14 protein-coding genes are annotated in these 16,927 nt (G+C 71.7%); 4 read left to right on the top strand and 10 right to left on the bottom strand.

The window, feature by feature from the left end; genetic code table 11:
• Positions 1-21 precede the first annotated feature (21 nt).
• Entirely contained in the window at positions 22-435 is a 414-nt protein-coding gene (locus ACFWVC_RS14405) for a winged helix-turn-helix transcriptional regulator (protein WP_384284165.1), read from the bottom strand.
• A gap of 107 nt (positions 436-542) precedes the next feature.
• On the opposite strand from ACFWVC_RS14405, the gene ACFWVC_RS14410 reads away from it, so the two are divergent.
• The 4 genes from ACFWVC_RS14410 to ACFWVC_RS14425 all read left to right on the top strand — a co-directional run bounded on the left by ACFWVC_RS14410 (position 543) and on the right by ACFWVC_RS14425 (position 3,842).
• Positions 543-1,406: an SDR family oxidoreductase gene (locus ACFWVC_RS14410; protein WP_384284167.1), complete on the top strand. Its 864-nt coding sequence runs from the start codon at positions 543-545 to the stop codon at positions 1,404-1,406.
• A gap of 209 nt (positions 1,407-1,615) precedes the next feature.
• Positions 1,616-2,560, top strand: coding sequence for an EamA family transporter RarD (rarD, locus tag ACFWVC_RS14415; RefSeq protein WP_384284169.1), 945 nt, complete (start codon positions 1,616-1,618; stop codon positions 2,558-2,560).
• A gap of 182 nt (positions 2,561-2,742) precedes the next feature.
• On the top strand, positions 2,743-3,192 hold the full coding sequence (locus tag ACFWVC_RS14420) for a VOC family protein (protein WP_384284174.1): 450 nt from the start codon (positions 2,743-2,745) through the stop codon (positions 3,190-3,192).
• A gap of 68 nt (positions 3,193-3,260) precedes the next feature.
• Positions 3,261-3,842 carry a flavodoxin family protein gene (locus tag ACFWVC_RS14425; protein WP_384284396.1) on the top strand — a complete coding sequence of 194 codons (582 nt, stop codon included), beginning with the start codon at positions 3,261-3,263 and terminating at the stop codon, positions 3,840-3,842.
• A gap of 28 nt (positions 3,843-3,870) precedes the next feature.
• On the opposite strand, the gene ACFWVC_RS14430 is transcribed toward ACFWVC_RS14425, so the two are convergent.
• The 9 genes from ACFWVC_RS14430 to nuoL form a co-directional block, all read right to left on the bottom strand.
• Positions 3,871-4,758 carry an ABC transporter permease gene (locus ACFWVC_RS14430; RefSeq protein ID WP_384284176.1) on the bottom strand — a complete coding sequence of 296 codons (888 nt, stop codon included), beginning with the start codon at positions 4,756-4,758 and terminating at the stop codon, positions 3,871-3,873.
• A complete protein-coding gene (locus ACFWVC_RS14435; RefSeq protein ID WP_384284180.1) occupies positions 4,745-5,710 on the bottom strand; it encodes an ABC transporter ATP-binding protein in 966 nt (321 codons plus the stop codon). The genes ACFWVC_RS14430 and ACFWVC_RS14435 overlap by 14 nt, the downstream gene beginning before the upstream one ends.
• Positions 5,711-5,750: 40 nt before the next feature.
• Positions 5,751-7,010: an outer membrane lipoprotein carrier protein LolA gene (locus tag ACFWVC_RS14440; RefSeq protein ID WP_384284184.1), complete on the bottom strand. Its 1,260-nt coding sequence runs from the start codon at positions 7,008-7,010 to the stop codon at positions 5,751-5,753.
• 232 nt (positions 7,011-7,242) lie between these two features.
• A complete protein-coding gene (locus ACFWVC_RS14445; RefSeq protein ID WP_384284398.1) occupies positions 7,243-8,229 on the bottom strand; it encodes a polyprenyl synthetase family protein in 987 nt (328 codons plus the stop codon).
• A 710-nt stretch (positions 8,230-8,939) separates the two neighbouring features.
• The gene (locus ACFWVC_RS14450; RefSeq protein ID WP_384284189.1) at positions 8,940-10,151 is read right to left on the bottom strand and encodes an NAD(P)-binding domain-containing protein; all 1,212 of its coding nucleotides are present in this window, start codon (positions 10,149-10,151) and stop codon (positions 8,940-8,942) included.
• A complete protein-coding gene (locus ACFWVC_RS14455; protein ID WP_384284191.1) occupies positions 10,148-11,404 on the bottom strand; it encodes an ATP-grasp domain-containing protein in 1,257 nt (418 codons plus the stop codon). The genes ACFWVC_RS14450 and ACFWVC_RS14455 overlap by 4 nt, the downstream gene beginning before the upstream one ends.
• 293 nt (positions 11,405-11,697) lie before the next feature.
• Positions 11,698-13,350: an NADH-quinone oxidoreductase subunit NuoN gene (gene nuoN / locus ACFWVC_RS14460; protein WP_384284194.1), complete on the bottom strand. Its 1,653-nt coding sequence runs from the start codon at positions 13,348-13,350 to the stop codon at positions 11,698-11,700.
• The gene (locus tag ACFWVC_RS14465) at positions 13,347-14,942 is read right to left on the bottom strand and encodes an NADH-quinone oxidoreductase subunit M (RefSeq protein ID WP_384284197.1); all 1,596 of its coding nucleotides are present in this window, start codon (positions 14,940-14,942) and stop codon (positions 13,347-13,349) included. Before ACFWVC_RS14465 ends, nuoN begins: the two co-directional genes overlap by 4 nt.
• 82 nt (positions 14,943-15,024) lie before the next feature.
• On the bottom strand, positions 15,025-16,923 hold the full coding sequence (gene nuoL / locus ACFWVC_RS14470) for an NADH-quinone oxidoreductase subunit L (protein ID WP_384284200.1): 1,899 nt from the start codon (positions 16,921-16,923) through the stop codon (positions 15,025-15,027).
• Between the last annotated feature and the right edge of the window lie 4 nt (positions 16,924-16,927).

Genomic DNA, 16,927 nt, shown 5'->3' on the forward strand with positions numbered 1-16,927 from the left:
TCCGGGGCCCGGGCCTGTCGATCAGGCCCGGGCCCCTTCGTATGCCTCGCGGGCCCCGTCGTACGCCTCGCGGGCCTCCGCGACCTGCTCGGTGCGGCTCTCCGCCCATCGGGCCAGGCCCCAGACCTGGTCGGCGGCCTCCTTGCCGAGCGGGGTGAGGGAGTACTCGACGCGCGGCGGGATCACCGGGTACGCCTGGCGGCGCACGAAGCCGTCCCGCTCCAGGGTCTGCAGGGTCTGCGCGAGCATCTTCTCGCTGACGCCCCCGACGGTGCGCCGCAGCTCGCTGAAGCGACGGGTGCCGTCGATCAGCGCGGCCAGCACGAGAACACCCCACCGGCTGGTGACGTGTTCGAGGATCACGCGCGAGGGGCAGTTGCGGGCGTTCACATCCGGCGTCCCCAGCACGGCGGCGAGCTCTTCCCTTACGTCCATGCCACTACCTTACCCAGAAGTGGGTACTTTCCCAGAGTTAGTACCCCACCTAGGGTTAGTCCCGCATCCGCACTTAATTGGACTCGCCCGACTGGAGTGAACCCCTCATGAGCATCGTCGTCACCGGAGCCACCGGACATCTGGGCCGCCTCGTCATCGACGAGCTGCTGGCCGGAGCCGGGGTCCCGGCCGACCGGGTCGTGGCCGTCGTGCGCGACGCGGAGAAGGCGTCGGACATCGCCGCGCGCGGTGTGGAGCTGCGGGTCGCCGACTACAGCGCTCCCGACACCCTCAAGGGCGCCTTCCAGGAGGGCGACGTCGTCCTGCTGATCTCCGGCAGCGAGGTCGGGCAGCGCGTCGCGCAGCACGCGGCCGTGATCGACGCCGCCAAGAAGGCGGGCGTCGCGCGCCTGGTCTACACCGGCATCCTGGGCGGCCCGGCCGCCGACTTCACGCTCGGCGACGAGCACAAGGCCACCGAGCAGGCGCTGCTCGACTCCGGACTGACCTACACCCTGCTGCGCAACGGCTGGTACACCGAGAACTACACCGCCCAGATCCCCGTCCAGCTGGAGCACGGCGTCGTCGGCAGCGCGGGCGAGGGCCGGGTGGGCACCGCGCCCCGCCGCGACTTCGCCGCCGCGGCTGCCGCCGTCCTGACCGGCGAGGGCCACGAGAACAAGACCTACGAGCTCAGCGGCGACCACGCCTGGACGCTGGCCGAGTACGCGGCGGAACTGTCCCGGCAGTCCGGCCGCACGGTCACCTACACCGACCTGCCCGAGGCGGCGTTCGCTGAGGTCCTCGTCGGCGCCGGCCTGCCCGCGCCGGTCGCCGCGATCTTCGCCGACTGCGACGCCCACGGCATCGCCCCCGGCCTGCTGGAGGGCGGCAGTGGCGACCTGAGCCGGCTCATCGGCCGCCCGACCACGCCGCTCGCGGACACGATCGCGGAGGCGCTCAAGGGCTGACGGGTAGAGGGTGGCGGGCCCCGCCGGGGCCCGTCCCGAGAGCGCGCGGGCCCCGCGGCGGATTCCCCTCCGGCCGCGGGGCCCGCGCTTCACCGGACCGCCACCGCCGCCATCCGCCTGTCATGACCGTCATGCGATACGCAGATGACGAATGAACTCCCCCCGCGCTACCTTCGCAGCAGTCGGACGGCGCCCCGGGGAGGAATCGAGTGAGCGAACAGCGCGCGGGACTGCTGTACGGATTCGCCGCCTACGGCCTGTGGGGGCTCTTCCCCCTCTACTGGCCGCTCCTGGAGCCCGCGGGCGCGGGCGAGATCCTCGCCCACCGGATGGTCTGGTCACTGGCCGTCGTATCGCTGATCCTGCTCGTGACGCGCCGCTGGGCGTGGATACCCGAGCTGCTGCGGCAGCCGCGCAAGCTAGCCCTGCTGGCCGTGGCGGCGGCGGTCATCTCGGTTAACTGGGGCCTGTACATCTGGGGCGTCAACAGCGGCCACGTCGTCGAGACCTCGCTCGGCTACTTCATCAACCCCCTGGTCACCATCGGGCTCGGCGTCCTCGTGCTGCACGAGCGGCTGCGGCCGGCGCAGTGGGCGGCGGTCGGCATCGGCGCCGCGGCCGTGCTGGTGCTGACCCTCGGCTACGGCCGGCTGCCGTGGATCGCCCTGACACTGGCCTGCTCCTTCGCCACGTACGGCTTCGTGAAGAAGAAGGTCGGCATGGGCGGGCTGGAGTCGCTGGCCGCGGAGACCGCCATGCAGTTCCTGCCCGCGATGGGCTTCCTGCTGTGGCTGGGCGGCCGGGGCGACGCCACCTTCGGCTCGCACGGGGCGGGCCACGCCGCCCTGCTGGCGCTCTGCGGGATCGTGACCGCCGTGCCGCTGATCTTCTTCGGCGCCTCCGCGATCCGCATCCCGCTGAGCATGCTCGGGCTGCTGCAGTACCTCGCACCGGTCTTCCAGTTCCTGCTCGGCCTGTTCTGGTTCCACGAGGAGATGCCGGCCGAGCGCTGGGCGGGCTTCGGCCTCGTGTGGCTGGCTCTCGCCCTGCTCACCTGGGACGCGCTGCGCGCGGCACACCGGGGACGGATCACGCTGCGCGACGCCGCCGCGCCGGCCGACGGGCCCGCTCCGCGCGGGGCCGTCACAGGCTGAGCGGTGCCGCAGGCACGGGCCCGCACGGCCTTCGCCGCTTGCACGGCCCGCGCCGCCTGCGCCGTCAGCGAGTCGCGGCTCCGGGCAAGTCAACTCCTTCGGGTGAATGAAGGACCTGCCCCATTGCGCACCCCGCCGGGGAACCCATAAAACTGGTTCCAGATCGAACAGGGGAGCGAATCATGGCGGTTCACTGGAAACTCGTGATCGACGCGGCCGATCCGCACGCACAGGCCGCCTTCTGGGCGGCGGCACTCGACTACGAGGCCGAGGACCACAGCGGGCTGATCGAGCGACTACTGGGGGCCGGCGCGGTGACCCCGGATCTGCTCACGGAATCCGGCGACCGAAGGGCCTGGCGGGATCTCGCGGCGGTGCGCCACCCCGAGGATCCGTACGACAAGGAGAGCGGCATGGGGCTGGGGCGGCGCATCCTCTTCCAGCGCGTGCCCGAGGCCAAGACGGTGAAGAACCGGCTGCATCTCGACCTCCATCCGGGACCGGGGCTGCTGGAGGCGGAGGTCGCGCGACTGGAGGGGCTGGGCGCGACGGCGCTGCGGCGGATAAGCGAGCCCTCCGGGGAGTGGGTGACGATGGCCGACCCGGAGGGCAATGAGTTCGACGTCGAGTAGTCCGGCGAGGCGACCCGCCTTGACGGCGGGACGGCCGCGGTGAAAAAGTCTCCATGCGTACGCAACTTATGCATACGCAAGGAGATGACGGGTTGTCGGAGACAGAGCGCACGTTCCTGTTCCTGGTGGGGAGCACTCGCGCCGACGGGAACACCGAGACGCTGGCAAGGCGCGCCGCCGAGCAGCTGCCTTCCTCGGTGGACCAGCGGTGGCTGCGGCTGAGGGATCTGCCGCTGCCGCTCTTCGAGGACCACCGGCACGACGGGGACGGGAGCTATCCGGCACCGACCGGGCACGCCGCGACGCTGCTCGACGCCACGTTGCGGGCGACCGACCTGGTGATCGTGTCACCGCTGCACTGGTACACCGTCTCGACCGGCACCAAGCTCTACCTCGACCACTGGTCGGGCTGGATGCGCGTGCCGGGGCTGGACTTCCTGGAGCGGATGCGCGGCAAGACCCTGTGGTCGGTGACCGTGCTCGGCGGCCAGGATCCTGCGACGGCGGCGCCCCTGGTGGGCACGCTGCGCCACACGGCGGCGTACGCGGGGATGCGGTGGGGCGGGGCGCTGCTCGGCCACGGGACGCGGCCGGCGGACGTGCTGGGGGACACCGCGGCGCTGGGCCGGGCGAAGACCTTCTTCGCCTGACCGCGCCGGGCCGAGGCCGTCCGCCGCGTCAGGCCGTGACGTCGCGGGCGGCGAAGCGGGCCCAGGCCGCGGAGCCGAACACGGCGACGTACAGGGCCTGGAGCTCGAAGTTGCGGCGCAGGTCGTCCCAGTAGACCGGGTCGCGGACGAGGTCGGCGAAGCTCAGCCAGTAGTGGGGGAAGAGGTAGGGCTGGATCGCGTGCAGCTGGGGGATCGTGTCCACGATCTGCACGGTGATCAGCAGGCCGACGGTGGTCGCCATGGCGGCGATGCCGCTGTTGGTGAGCGTGGAGATGAACAGGCCGAGCGCCGCGATCCCGGTGAGGGACGCGGCGACGGCCAGGGCGACCAGCAGCGCACGCAGCAGTCCCTCGGAGAAGGAGATGCTCGTGCCGGACAGCAGCGTCACGTCCCCGAGCGGGAACAGCAGCGCGCCGGTGATCAGGGCCGAGGCCGCCACGACCAGGGTCGCCAGCACGCAGAAGGCGAGAACGGAGGCGTATTTGGAGACCAGGAGCCGGGTGCGCCCGGCCGGGGCGACCAGCAGGTAGCGCAGGGTGCCGGCGTTGGCCTCGCTTGCGATGGCGTCGCCCGCGATGACCCCGATCGCCATCGGGAGGAAGAACGGCAGCGTCGCCGCGAGCGAGGTGAAGACCAGGAACAGGCCGTTGTTGGTGATCAGCGCGATGAAGGCGGGACCGCCGCCACCGCCTCCCGCGCTCCCGCCGTCGCCGGTCTCGATCTTCACGGCGATGCCGATGAGGACCGGCACCCCGGCCAGGACCGCCAGCAGGGCGAGGGTGCGCCAGCGGCGCAGCACGGTGACCAGTTCGTTGCGGAGCAGTCCGAGCGACCACAGCGGCCGACGTGGGGTCCCCTCCGTCGCGGTCCCGGCGGCGGTGTCAGCCTGCGACATCGAATCCCTCTCCCGTCAGGGCGACGAACGCGTCCTCCAGTGAGGCGCGTTCGAGGCCGAAGCCGCGCACCCGTACACCGGCCCCGACCAGCGCCGCGTTGAGGTCGGCGAGATCCGGCAGCGCCCCCGGCTCGCCCGGCAGCTCGCCGGTGACCCGGTCGCCGTCGGCGGCGAGGCCGGTCACGCCCTGCTCCTTGAGGACGCGTACGGCGTCGGCGGGGTCGGGCGTGGTGACCACCAGCCGGCCGCCCGAGGACAGTGCCTCGACCGGGCCCTGGGTGAGCAGCCGGCCGCGGGACATTACGGCGGCGTGCGTGCAGACCTGTTCGATCTCGTCGAGGAGATGAGAGGAGAGAAATACCGTGGTGCCGTCCGCCGCCAGTTCGCGGACCAGGGACCTGATCTCCCGCATGCCCTGCGGGTCCAGGCCGTTGGTCGGCTCGTCCAGCACCAGCAGCTCGCGCGGCCGCAGCAGGGCCGCGGCCAGTCCGAGCCGCTGCTTCATCCCGAGTGAGTACGCGCGCGCCTTCTTGCCCGCCGCCGCGGACAGCCCGACGCGCTCCAAAGCCTCACCCACCCGGGCCCCGCGTGTGCGGGGGTCGGCGGTCGGATCGGCGGAGTCGAAACGCAGCAGGTTGTCCCGGCCGGACAGGAAGCCGTACAGGGCGGGGCCCTCGATCAGCGCGCCGACCCGGGGCAGCACGCCCCGCACGGCGCGGGGCATGGGCTCGCCCAGGACCCGCGCCGTGCCGGAGGTCGGCTCGATGAGGCCCATCAGCATGCGGATCGTGGTCGTCTTCCCGGAGCCGTTGGGCCCCAGGAAGCCGAACACGCTGCCACGCGGAACGGTCAGGTCGAGCCCGTCGACGGCGAGTTGTCCACCGCGGTACCGCTTGGTGAGTCCGCTCGTGGAGATCGCGTCCTCACGGGCGTCGGCGGACAACTCCCCCATCGGCGCTCCCTCGCTCGTTCCTCTGCTCGCCGGAAGGGACCTACCTGGCCCCGGCGTTGGCGGCCTTGATCAGGGCGTCCTGGTTCACGGTGCCCACGTAGACCTTGCCGCTGTCGGTGATCAGGGCATTGACCAGGCGGGTGCCGACGACCGTGCCGGTGCCGAAGTCGCCCTTGACGTCCTTGCCGAAGGAGCTGAGCAGCGACGGACCGTCGAAGCCCTGGCCCTTGGCCTCCGGGGTCCCCTGGTTCAGCGCGTCCTTCGGCAGCTGGAGCTCCGCGATCGAGTCCCAGCCCTTGCCGAGGACGCCCACGCCGCCGAGCTCGTCGAGCCCGGAGAACTCGCCGGGCGCCGGGTGGGTGCCGCGCGCGCCGTCCGTGGCGTGCTCGCCCGCCTTCTCCGTCGTCACCTTGGCGCCCTTGGGCGGGGTGAAGTCGAAGGTGGCGGCCGAGGGCTTGGCGAAGTCCACCTTGGTGAAGGCGACATCGACGATGGCCTTGCCGCCGCCCTTGGGCGCCAGCGTGAACTTCAGGGGCACGCCGGTGGCGGAGTCGACCGCGATCCGGACGGAGCCGACCGTCGAGTCCGCGGCCTTGGGCGTGACGACCAGCTGGTAGGCGCTGCGGCCCGCGACCCGCGCCGTGCCGTCCACCGAGACCGAGGTGGTGTCGTCCACCGCGTCGAGGAGCTGCTTGGCCGCCCCCTGCGGGCTGGTGGGCCAGCCCTCGGGCAGCTTGCGCTCGCCCTTGTCCTTGCCGGCGCCCTGCTCCTGCGGCACATCGGTGAGGTGGTAGGCCGAGTTGGTGGCGCTGTCGTAGGCCCAGACCTCGTCACCGTTGTGGATCAGGCTGTACTCGGCGGCGTCCTCCACGATGGAGACCTTCTGCCTGCCGGGGCCGTCGGCCGCGATGTGCAGCGTGTGGGAGCCGGCCAGGAGCTGCGTCAGCTTCTCCTGTGGAGCGGCGGAGGAGCCGTCGTCCCCGCCGGGGCTCTCGCCGCGTCCGCCGCCGCCGAAGGGACCGGCGGAGCCGCTGCCCCCGGCCAGGAAGGACGGGAGCCCGAAGTCGGTGGTGATCCGGACCGAGCCGGAGACCGTCTGGGTGTCCGAGGCCGCGATCTTGGCGATCAGCTCCTCGGCGGTGATCTTCGGCAGCTCCGGGCTGCCCGCACTCGCGAGCGCCGGTACGAGGCCGATGGTGGCCGCGGCGGCGCCGGCCGCCAGGACCGGTACCGCGTAACGTATCGCCTTGGTCCGGCGCCGGCGTTCCCGGTCGTCGTCCAAGGGCTGGATCGGTGCCATTACGTCCCTACCTCCGTTGTCCACGGCGGGTTCCCGTCAGCGTCGCACTCGTCCACCTCTTGGGCCATTGTCACCCGATCCGCCGTGTGGTGGTGCCTCTTATCCCATCAATCCGGCCGGTCGAGCACATCGCCCGCCGGGATCAACTCGGCGTACACCTCAGGGATGAGGCCCCTGACAAGGGCTCAGGGCGTGGCGCGGCCCACCGCGTCCGAACGGGAACCGGCGCGGATCAGCCCGCGCGGTGCACGACCGCGTCGCAGAGCCCCTCCAGGGCCCGCTTGGCGGCGCAGTCCGGCAGCGGGGCCAGCAGCGCCCGCGCCTCGTCCGCGTACCGGACGGTGTCCCGGCGGGCCTGCTGGAGTGCGGGGTGGGCGCGCATCAGGGTGAGCGCCTCGGCGTGCCGGAGGTCGTCCGTCAGGTCCCCGTCAAGCAGTTCGCACAGCCGGCGGTCGTCAGCCGAAGCGAAACCGTCGGCCTTGGCCACGGCCGCACGCAGATGCAGCACCGGCAGGGTCGCCACGCCCTCGCGCAGGTCCGTGCCCGGGGTCTTGCCGGACTCGTGCGAGTCGCTGGCGATGTCCAGAACGTCGTCGGCGAGCTGGAAGGCGGTGCCGACGCGCTCCCCGTACTGGCTGAGGATGTCGACCACTGCCTCGCCCGCGCCCGACATCATCGCGCCGAAGCGGCACGAGACGGCGATCAGGGAGCTGGTCTTGCCCGCGATGACTTCCATGTAGTGCTCGATGGGGTCACGCCCGTCGCGCGGGCCGACGGTCTCCAGGATCTGTCCGGTGACCAGCCGCTCGAAGGCCTCGGCCTGGATGCGTACGGCCTCCGGCCCGAGGTCGGCCAGTATGTGCGAGGCCTTGGCGAACAGAAAGTCGCCGGTGAGTACGGCAACCGAGTTGTCCCAGCGGGCGTTGGCGCTCGGCACACCGCGCCGCACCGCGGCCTCGTCCATGACGTCGTCGTGGTAGAGCGTCGCCAGGTGGGTGAGCTCGACCACCACCGCCGCCGGAACGATCTTCGGCGCGTGCGGGTCGCCGAACTGCGCGGCCAGCATCGCCAGCAGTGGCCGGAACCGCTTTCCGCCGGCGTGCACCAAATGCCGCGCCGCCTCTGTGATGAAGGGCACATCGCTCTTGGTCGCCTCGAGGATGCCTGCCTCCACGGCCGACAGCCCGGCCCGGACATCGGCCTCGAGTCCCTCGTCCATGACACTCAGCCCGAAGGGCCCGACGACGGTCGTCACCTGGGATTCTCCTGTCGCTGAGATCGCTTCTGCGGCGTGTGGCGTGGCGCTGTACTACACCGGCAGCGTAACCGGTCGCCTCTCGATCACTGCGAGGGCATGGCCCCCTCGGGCCACTACGGCCGGTTTTGCCCGGCTGTTCGGGTCGCCGGGCCCAGCGCGGTACCCGCCGCGAAGCCACGGCCGACGGGCTCCCGCCGGTGCCGTCGCTCCTGTGGCGCCTTCCCCGGCGAGGCGGCGGGCATGCCTGATGCGGCGCCGGCCGGAGCAATGCTCCTCGGTGCACGTGAGAGGGCACGAAGCGGCGGTCCGGGCCGCGTTCAAGCCGTGGGCCTGCGCAGCCGCGTCATCCGCGGACGCTCGCGGTGAACGGCCCGGCGCGCTGGGCCACCTGGATGAGGGACGCTCCTCGAGGCCGCGCCCACGAGGGCCGGGACGCCGGCCGGCCGCACCGGCACCAGCGGTGCGGGGCCCCGGTGTTCAGGGCGACGAAGACGGCGCGCCGCGCGACCGAAGGGGTACCCCGGAACGCCGGGTGCCCGGCCGAACGGTTGAGAGGGCCCGTGACATTGACCCGGACATGGCGTGAAACGGGCCCTGTCACGCCTCGGGACGGCTCCGGGCCGGGGTCGGGGCGTCGCGGCCTCCGCCCCGGCCCGGAGCCGTCACACGGACTACGGGCGCCCGTACGCCGCCGTCACCGCCCGGGCCAGTCGCGGCGAGGCCCACTCCGTACCGCACACGAAGCGCAGCACCGGCCCGAAGGTGGCCGCCGCCGGCAGCCCCGTGAAGTACAGCCCCGGCACCGAGGAGGAGAAGTCGGCACCCAGGCGCGGGGAGCCTCCCGTGCGGGCCAGCGCGGCGCGCAGCTCCGGACCGAGGAAGTCCAGGGCGTCCAGGTCCACGCGGTAGCCGGTGGCGGCGATGACGTGGTCGGCCGCGAACTCGGCGGCACGCCCGCCGGGTGCCGCGGTGGACAGCACGACCTTGCCCTCCCCGTCGAGGCGGCCGCTGCGCAGCGCGTGCCCCTGGCTGACCGTGACCTTCCCCTCGAAGCGCTCCCGCAGCCACCACGCCCCCAGCGGCCCCAGGACGCGCCGCACGAGGTACAGCCGCAGCGACGTGGGCAGCGGGCGGAAGTACTGGGCGTGGTAGGAGAAGGCGTACAGCGACCAGGCCCGCCCGAAGGGCGACTCGGGCCGCAGCCGCGGCTGGCGGTTAGGCGGATCGCCGAAGCCGACCGCGTTCCGCCCGCGGGCCAGCAGGCGCACGGTCGCGCCCGCCTCGGCGAGCAGCGCGGCACTCTCCAGGGCGGACTGGCCCGCGCCGACGACGGTCACCTCCCGCCCGGCGAACCGGCCGAGGTCGGTGTGCTGGGAGCTGTGCGAGACCGGCCCGCCGGCCGAGGGCCCGTCCGGGGCCAGGCCTCGCAGCAGGTCGGGGGTGTGCGCGAAGCCGAGCAGACCGCTGGCGACGACGACGGCCCGCGCCTGGAACTGCTCGCCGGAGTCCAGCTTGAGGTCGAAGCCGCCGCCCGGCCGCCGGTCGACGGACACGACGCGCACCTGCTCCAGGTCCGGCACCAGCTGCTGCTGGAACCACTGCCCGTAGCGGACGAAGGTCTCCGAGGGGATCAGGTCCCAGTCGGTGACCAGTGGCCGCTCCCCCATCTCCCGGCAGAAGTCGGGCAGCGTGTGCCCCTCCCGCGTGGTGGAGATGTCGGAGGCGGCCGGCGTGGACTTCAGGACCATGCCGGCCGGCATGTTCTCCCGCCAGCTGACCATCGGATCACCGAAGGTGCGTACGGCCACACCGCGTTCACGCAGGTGGGAGGCGATGGACAGGCCGTACGGCCCGGCTCCGATCACGGCTACGGGCGTCGTCATGAGGGGTCCTCTCGCATCGCGGTTCGACGTCGTGACCGGTACATCTGCATCAGGTGGCGCGCGCCCGGGCGGACGAAGCGGGCCAGCATCGTGACGAAGGGCTTCATGTCGTCGGCGGCCAGCCACGCCAGCTCCGTGCCGCTGGCGCGGGCGGGTGCGTGGGGTGTGGTGTAGCCGCTGCGCCGGTAGGCGAGCAGCGCGGGCAGGTCGATGTTCTCCACGACGAAGCGGCGGCCCTCCAGTTGGCCGGCACGCGGGATCTCCCGGCCGGTGAGGTCCAGGTGCTGGGCCCGGACGACGTCGATCCCGGCCGCCGACTCGAAGAGCCGGAACTGGGCGCCCATGCGCGGGTTGAAGTCCAGCAGTTTGTAGCGCCCGTCGCGGCGGTCGTAGCGCCAGTCCAGGTCGGCGATCCCCTGGAAGCCGACGCTCTTGCAGAACTGGGCGGCGAGAGCCGCGAGTTCGGGGTTGGCGACGACGTACGCGCAGGCGGTCATCCCGGCGTGCGGCGGCCAGGAACGGACCTTGACCCCGGTGAACAGCACCGGCTCGGCCGCGCCCGCCCCGAAGTAGGCGTGCACGATCCAGTCCTCGGCCTCCTCGCGCGGCAGGTACTCCTGCAGGATGACGCCGGGCTTCGGGCCCCAGCCGCGGGCCAGTTCCAGCAGTTCCCGCGGCCCCTCGATCCGGGTCGTGCCCGGTACGGCGGGTGCTCGCCGCCGTACGAAGGCCTCCCGGTTCTTGGCGACGACGGGGAAGCGGGCGGTGGCCGCGAACTTCTCCACGTCCTCGTAGGAGTCCGGGAAAGCCGCCTGCGGCGACGGCACGCCGTACTGCACGCACAGCTCGTGCAGCCCCTGCTTGCTCGCCAGCCGCCGGGACAGCCCCGGGTCCTCGGTGCGCGGGAACAGGAAGAATTCCGAGAGCTCGTCGCCGTGCTCGGCGATGAGTACGGCCGCCTCCTCGTCGGTCGGGATGAGCACCGTCGGGCGCCCGATCCGGCGGCCGATCCGGCGCAACCCCTCGACCAGCCGCTCCGCGGGCTCCAGTCCGGTGGTCGGCCAGACGAAACGGTCGCGCAGATACCGCGAGGCGGCGGCAGGCGTCCGCCGGTCCTCGGTGATGGCGTACATGGGGACGCCGAGTCTCCCCAGACTCCGTATCGCCCCCACCCCGCCGTGGTGCAGCGGATAGTTGCCGATCTTCACGATCAGCCCCGGCACGGCAGGATTGATCGCTAACGCGGACCTCACCACGTAATCCCCCCAATGGTCACGGTTCCATCGGCCCACCCCGACCATGACCTGAAAGGAAGCTAAGCCCGAATTGACCGCGTCGGCAAGACTTTTCCGGACATTGCGAACTCTTTAGACAACGCCCGAAACGCCGCCGCTCGCCGCCGCGCCCCAGGTCACGGCGGTGCGGCGCGGACCGGCCCGGAGGGCGCGCCGAGGCCGCGGAGACCCCCGTGACCACCGCTGACCCCGCACACGCCGACGCGCCCCGGAGCCTGCGGGGCTCCGGGGCGCGCTGGGGCGGTACGGGGTCAGCGGATGAACGTGCCCGCCTGGTTGGCCAGATCCAGGAAGTACTGGGGCGCCACACCCAGCACCACCGTGACGGCGACGCCGATGGCGATCGCGGTCGACGTGAGCGGCGACGGCACCGCGACCGAGGGGCCGTCCGCCTTGGGCTCGCTGAAGAACATCAGCACGATGACGCGGATGTAGAAGAACGCCGCGATCGCCGACGACAGGACACCCACGATGACCAGCGGCATCGCGCCGCCCTGCGCGGCGGCCTTGAAGACCGCGAACTTACCCGCGAAGCCGGACGTGAGCGGGATGCCCGCGAACGCCAGCAGGAAGACCGCGAAGACGGCCGCGACCAGCGGCGACCGCCGTCCCAGGCCCGCCCAGCGCGACAGGTGGGTGGCCTCGCCGCCCGCGTCGCGCACCAGCGTGACGACGGCGAAGGCGCCCAGCGTGACGAAGGAGTAGGCCGCCAGGTAGAAGAGCACCGACGAGACGCCCTCCTTCGAGGTCGAGATGACACCGGCCAGGATGAACCCCGCGTGGGCGATGGAGGAGTACGCCAGCAGGCGCTTCACGTCCGTCTGGGTGACGGCCACGATCGCGCCGACCAGCATCGTGAGGATCGCGACGCCCCACAGCACCGGCCGCCAGTCCCACCGCAGTTCGGGCAGGACGACGTAGAGCAGGCGCAGCAGCGCGCCGAAGGCGGCGACCTTGGTGGCCGCGGCCATGAAGCCGGTCACCGGGGTCGGGGCGCCCTCGTAGACGTCCGGCGTCCACATGTGGAAGGGCACGGCGCCGACCTTGAACAGCAGGCCCATGCCGACGAGCGCGGAGCCGATCAGCAGCAGCGCGTCGTTGCCCGAGGAGCCGGCGAGCGCCGGGGTGAGCTTGGCGGTGCCGTCCACGACCGAGGCGATGCCGGAGTACGAGACCGTGCCCGCGTAGCCGTACAGCAGGGCGATGCCGAACAGCAGGAAGGCGGAGGAGAAGGCGCCCAGCAGGAAGTACTTGACCGCGGCCTCCTGCGACATCACGCGCCGACGCCGCGCCAGGGCGCAGAGCAGGTACAGCGGCAGGGAGAAGACCTCCAGCGCCACGAAGAGCGTCAGCAGGTCGTTGGCGGCCGGGAAGACCAGCATGCCGCCGACGGCGAACAGCAGCAGCGGGAAGACCTCGGTGGTGGTGAAGCCCGCCCGGACGGCGTCCTTCTCCTGGTCGCTGCCGGGCACGGCGGAGCCCTGCGCGGCGAAGGAGTCCACGTGCCGGCCGTGCGCCTTGGGGTCGAGGCGGCGCTCGGCGAAGGTGAACACCCCGACCAGGCCCACCAGCAGGATGGTGCCCTGCAGGAAGAGCGCGGGGCCGTCGACGGCGACGGCCCCCATGGCCGCGATGTGCGCCTTGGTGGTCGCGTAACCGCCCGCCGCGAGCGCCACGACCGCGGCGAAGGCGGCGGCCATGCCGACGACGGCGAGGCCCACCTGGGCGGTGTAGCGCGCCCGGCGCGGCAGGAACGCCTCGACGAGGATGCCGAGGACGGCGACGCCGAACACGATCAGGACCGGCGCCAGCTGGGCGTACTCGATCTTCGGCGCGGTGATCTTGTCGGCGGCGAGCGGGGCCGCCGTTGTCCACAGGCTGTGGACAGCAACTGTGCTGCTCACTTGGAGGCCTCCAGCGCCGGCTTGGGGTCGGTCTTGTGCACGTCGGACAGCGTCTGCTGGACCGCCGGGTTGACGATGTCGGTCACCGGCTTGGGGTAGACGCCCAGGAACACCAGCAGCAGGATCAGCGGGGCCACCACGGCGATCTCGCGGACCTTGAGGTCGGGCATGCCCTCGACCCCGGCCTTCACCGGGCCGGTCATCGTCCGCTGGTAGAGGACGAGGACGTACAGCGCGGCGAGCACGATGCCGACGGTGGCGATGATGCCGAGCGCCGGGTAGCGGCTGAACGTGCCGACCAGGACGAGGAATTCGCTGACGAAGGGCGCGAGCCCTGGCAGCGAGAGGGTGGCCAGGCCGCCGATCAGGAAGGTGCCGGCCAGCACCGGGGCGACCTTCTGCACCCCGCCGTAGGCGGAGATGAGCCGGGAGCCGCGCCGGGAGATCAGGAAGCCCGCGACCAGCATCAACGCGGCCGTGGAGATGCCGTGGTTGACCATGTAGAGCGTCGACCCGCTCTGCCCCTGGGTGGTCATCGCGAAGATGCCGAGGACGATGAAGCCGAAGTGCGAGATCGACGCGTAGGCGACCAGCCGCTTGATGTCCCGCTGGCCGATGGCGAGCAGGGCGCCGTAGATGATGCTGATCACCGCCAGCACGAGGATGACCGGCGTCGCCCACTTGCTGGCCTCCGGGAAGAGCTGGAGGCAGAAGCGGAGCATCGCGAAGGTGCCGACCTTGTCGACGACCGCGGTGATGAGCACGGCGACCGGCGCCGTGGACTCCCCCATCGCGTTGGGCAGCCAGGTGTGCAGCGGCCACAGCGGGGCCTTGACGGCGAAGGCGAAGAAGAAGCCGAGGAACAGGGCGCGTTCGGCGGTGGCGGACATGTCCAGCTTGCCCGCCGCCCGCGCGTTCAGGATCTCCTGGAGGGAGAAGGTGCCCTGGCCGAGCTGGTCGGCGGTGACCGCGTACAGCCCGATGACGGCGGCCAGCATGATGAGCCCGCCGACCAGGTTGTAGAGCAGGAACTTCACGGCCGCGTACGAGCGCTGACGGGCCGCCTCCTCCTCGCCGTGCTCGTGTGCACGGTCCCCGAAGCCGCCGATGAGGAAGTACATCGGGATGAGCATGGCCTCGAAGAAGATGTAGAAGAGGAAGACGTCGGTGGCCTCGAAGGAGATGATCACCATCGCCTCGACCAGCAGGATCAGCGCGAAGAAGCCCTGCGTCGGCCGCCAGCGGCGGTTGGGGTTCTTCTCCTCCAGCGGGTCGGCGTCGTGCCAGCCGGCCGCGATGACGAAGGGGATGAGCAGCGCGGTGAGCCCGATGAGCGCGACCGCGATGCCGTCGACGCCCAGCTCGTAGCGGACGCCGAAGCTGGCGATCCAGGGGTGTGATTCGGTCAGCTGGTAGCGCGCGCCGCCCGGCTCGAAGCGGGCGACCACGAGCGCGGCGAGCACGAACGTGGCCAGGGACACGCCCAGCGCGAGCCACTTCGCGGCCCCTCGCCGGGCCGCCGGGACGGCGGCCGTGGCGATCGCCCCGAGCGCCGGGAGCCCGGCGGTCACGGTGAGCAGGGGGAAGGACATCAGACAACACCCCTCATGAGCGGGAGCCGCGGGGCGGCCGGGAGGACGGGTACGGCTGCCGTGCCGGGCCGGTGGAGCCGCATCACGCCACCCCCCGCATCAGCAGCGTCGCCGCCACCAGCACCGCGGTGCCGGCCAGCATCGACACGGCGTAGCTGCGCACATAGCCGTTCTGGAGGCGGCGCATCCGGCCGGAGAGGCCGCCGACGGCGGCCGCGGTGCCGTTCACGACGCCGTCCACACCCTTGTGGTCCACGTAGACCAGGCCGCGGGTGAGGTACTCGCCGGGCAGCACCAGGGCGACGTGGTTGAAGTCGTCCTGGAGCAGGTCGCGCCGGGCGGCGCGGGTCAGCAGGTTGCCGCGCGGGGCGACGGCCGGGACCGGGCGGCGCCCGTACACGGCCCAGGCGAGGGCCACACCGAGGAGCATCACGACGAGGGTGGCGGCGGTGATGGCACCGGCGCCGATCGGCGGGTGACCCTCCGCGTGGCCGGTGACGGGTTCCAGCCACTTCACGAAGGACTCGTTGAAGCTGAACAGGAAGCCCGCGAAGACCGAGCCGAAGGCCAGGACGATCATGGGGATCGTCATCGACTTCGGCGACTCGTGCGGGTGCGGCTCATGGCCGTCGGCGTCCGGCTGCCAGCGCTTCTCGCCGAAGAAGGTCATCAGCATCACGCGGGTCATGTAGAACGCGGTGATCGCCGCGCCCAGCAGGGCCGCGCCGCCGAGGATCCAGCCCTCGGTGCCGCCCTTGGCGAAGGCGGCCTCGATGATCTTGTCCTTGGAGAAGAAGCCGGACAGGCCCGGGAAGCCGATGATGGCCAGGTAGCCGAGCCCGAAGGTGACGAAGGTGATCGGCATGTACTTCCGCAGGGCGCCGTACTTGCGCATGTCCACCTCGTCGTTCATGCCGTGCATGACCGATCCGGCGCCGAGGAAGAGCCCCGCCTTGAAGAAGCCGTGGGTGACCAGGTGCATGATCGCGAAGACGTAGCCGATCGGGCCGAGGCCCGCGGCCAGCACCATGTAGCCGATCTGCGACATCGTGGAGCCGGCCAGCGCCTTCTTGATGTCGTCCTTCGCGCAACCGACGATCGCACCGAAGAGCAGCGTGACCGCGCCGACCGTGACCACGGCCACCTGGGCGGTGGGCGCGGCGTTGAAGATCACGCCGGAGCGGGTGATCAGGTAGACGCCCGCGGTCACCATCGTCGCCGCGTGGATCAGGGCCGAGACCGGGGTCGGGCCCTCCATCGCGTCGCCGAGCCAGGACTGCAGCGGGACCTGGGCCGACTTGCCGCAGGCGGCGAGCAGCAGCATCAGGCCGATGCCGGTCAGGATCCCCTCGCCCGCCTTGTCCACCTGGCCGAAGAGCGGCTCGAAGGTGAAGGTGCCGAAGGTGGTGAACATCAGCATGATCGCGATCGACAGGCCGACGTCGCCGACGCGGTTGACGATGAACGCCTTCTTGGCCGCCGTCGCCGCGCTGGGCTTGTGCTGCCAGAAGCCGATCAGCAGGTACGAGGCGAGACCCACGCCCTCCCAGCCGACGTACAGCAGCAGGTAGTTGTCGGCGAGCACCAGCAGGAGCATCGCCGCGAGGAAGAGGTTGAGGTAGCCGAAGAAGCGGCGGCGCCGCTCGTCGTGCTCCATGTAGCCGATCGAGTAGATGTGGATCAGCGTGCCCACACCGGTGATCAGCAGCGCGAAGGTCATCGACAGCTGGTCGAGCTGGAAGGCGACGTCGGCGTGGAAGCCGCCGACCGAGATCCAGGTGAAGGCGGTCGAGTGCAGCGCGCGCTGCTCGCCGCTGCGGCCGAGCATGTCGAAGAAGAGCACGGCCGCGACGGCGAAGGACGCCGCCGCGAGCACGGTGCCGATCCAGTGGCCCGTACGGTCCAGCCTCCGGCCGCCGGTGAGCAGCACGCCGGCGCCCAGCAGCGGCAGGAGGACGAGCCATCCGATCAAGTAGTCCACTGTC

Source organism: Streptomyces sp. NPDC058691, assembly GCF_042714775.1.
Taxonomy (GTDB): Bacteria; Actinomycetota; Actinomycetes; order Streptomycetales; family Streptomycetaceae; genus Actinacidiphila.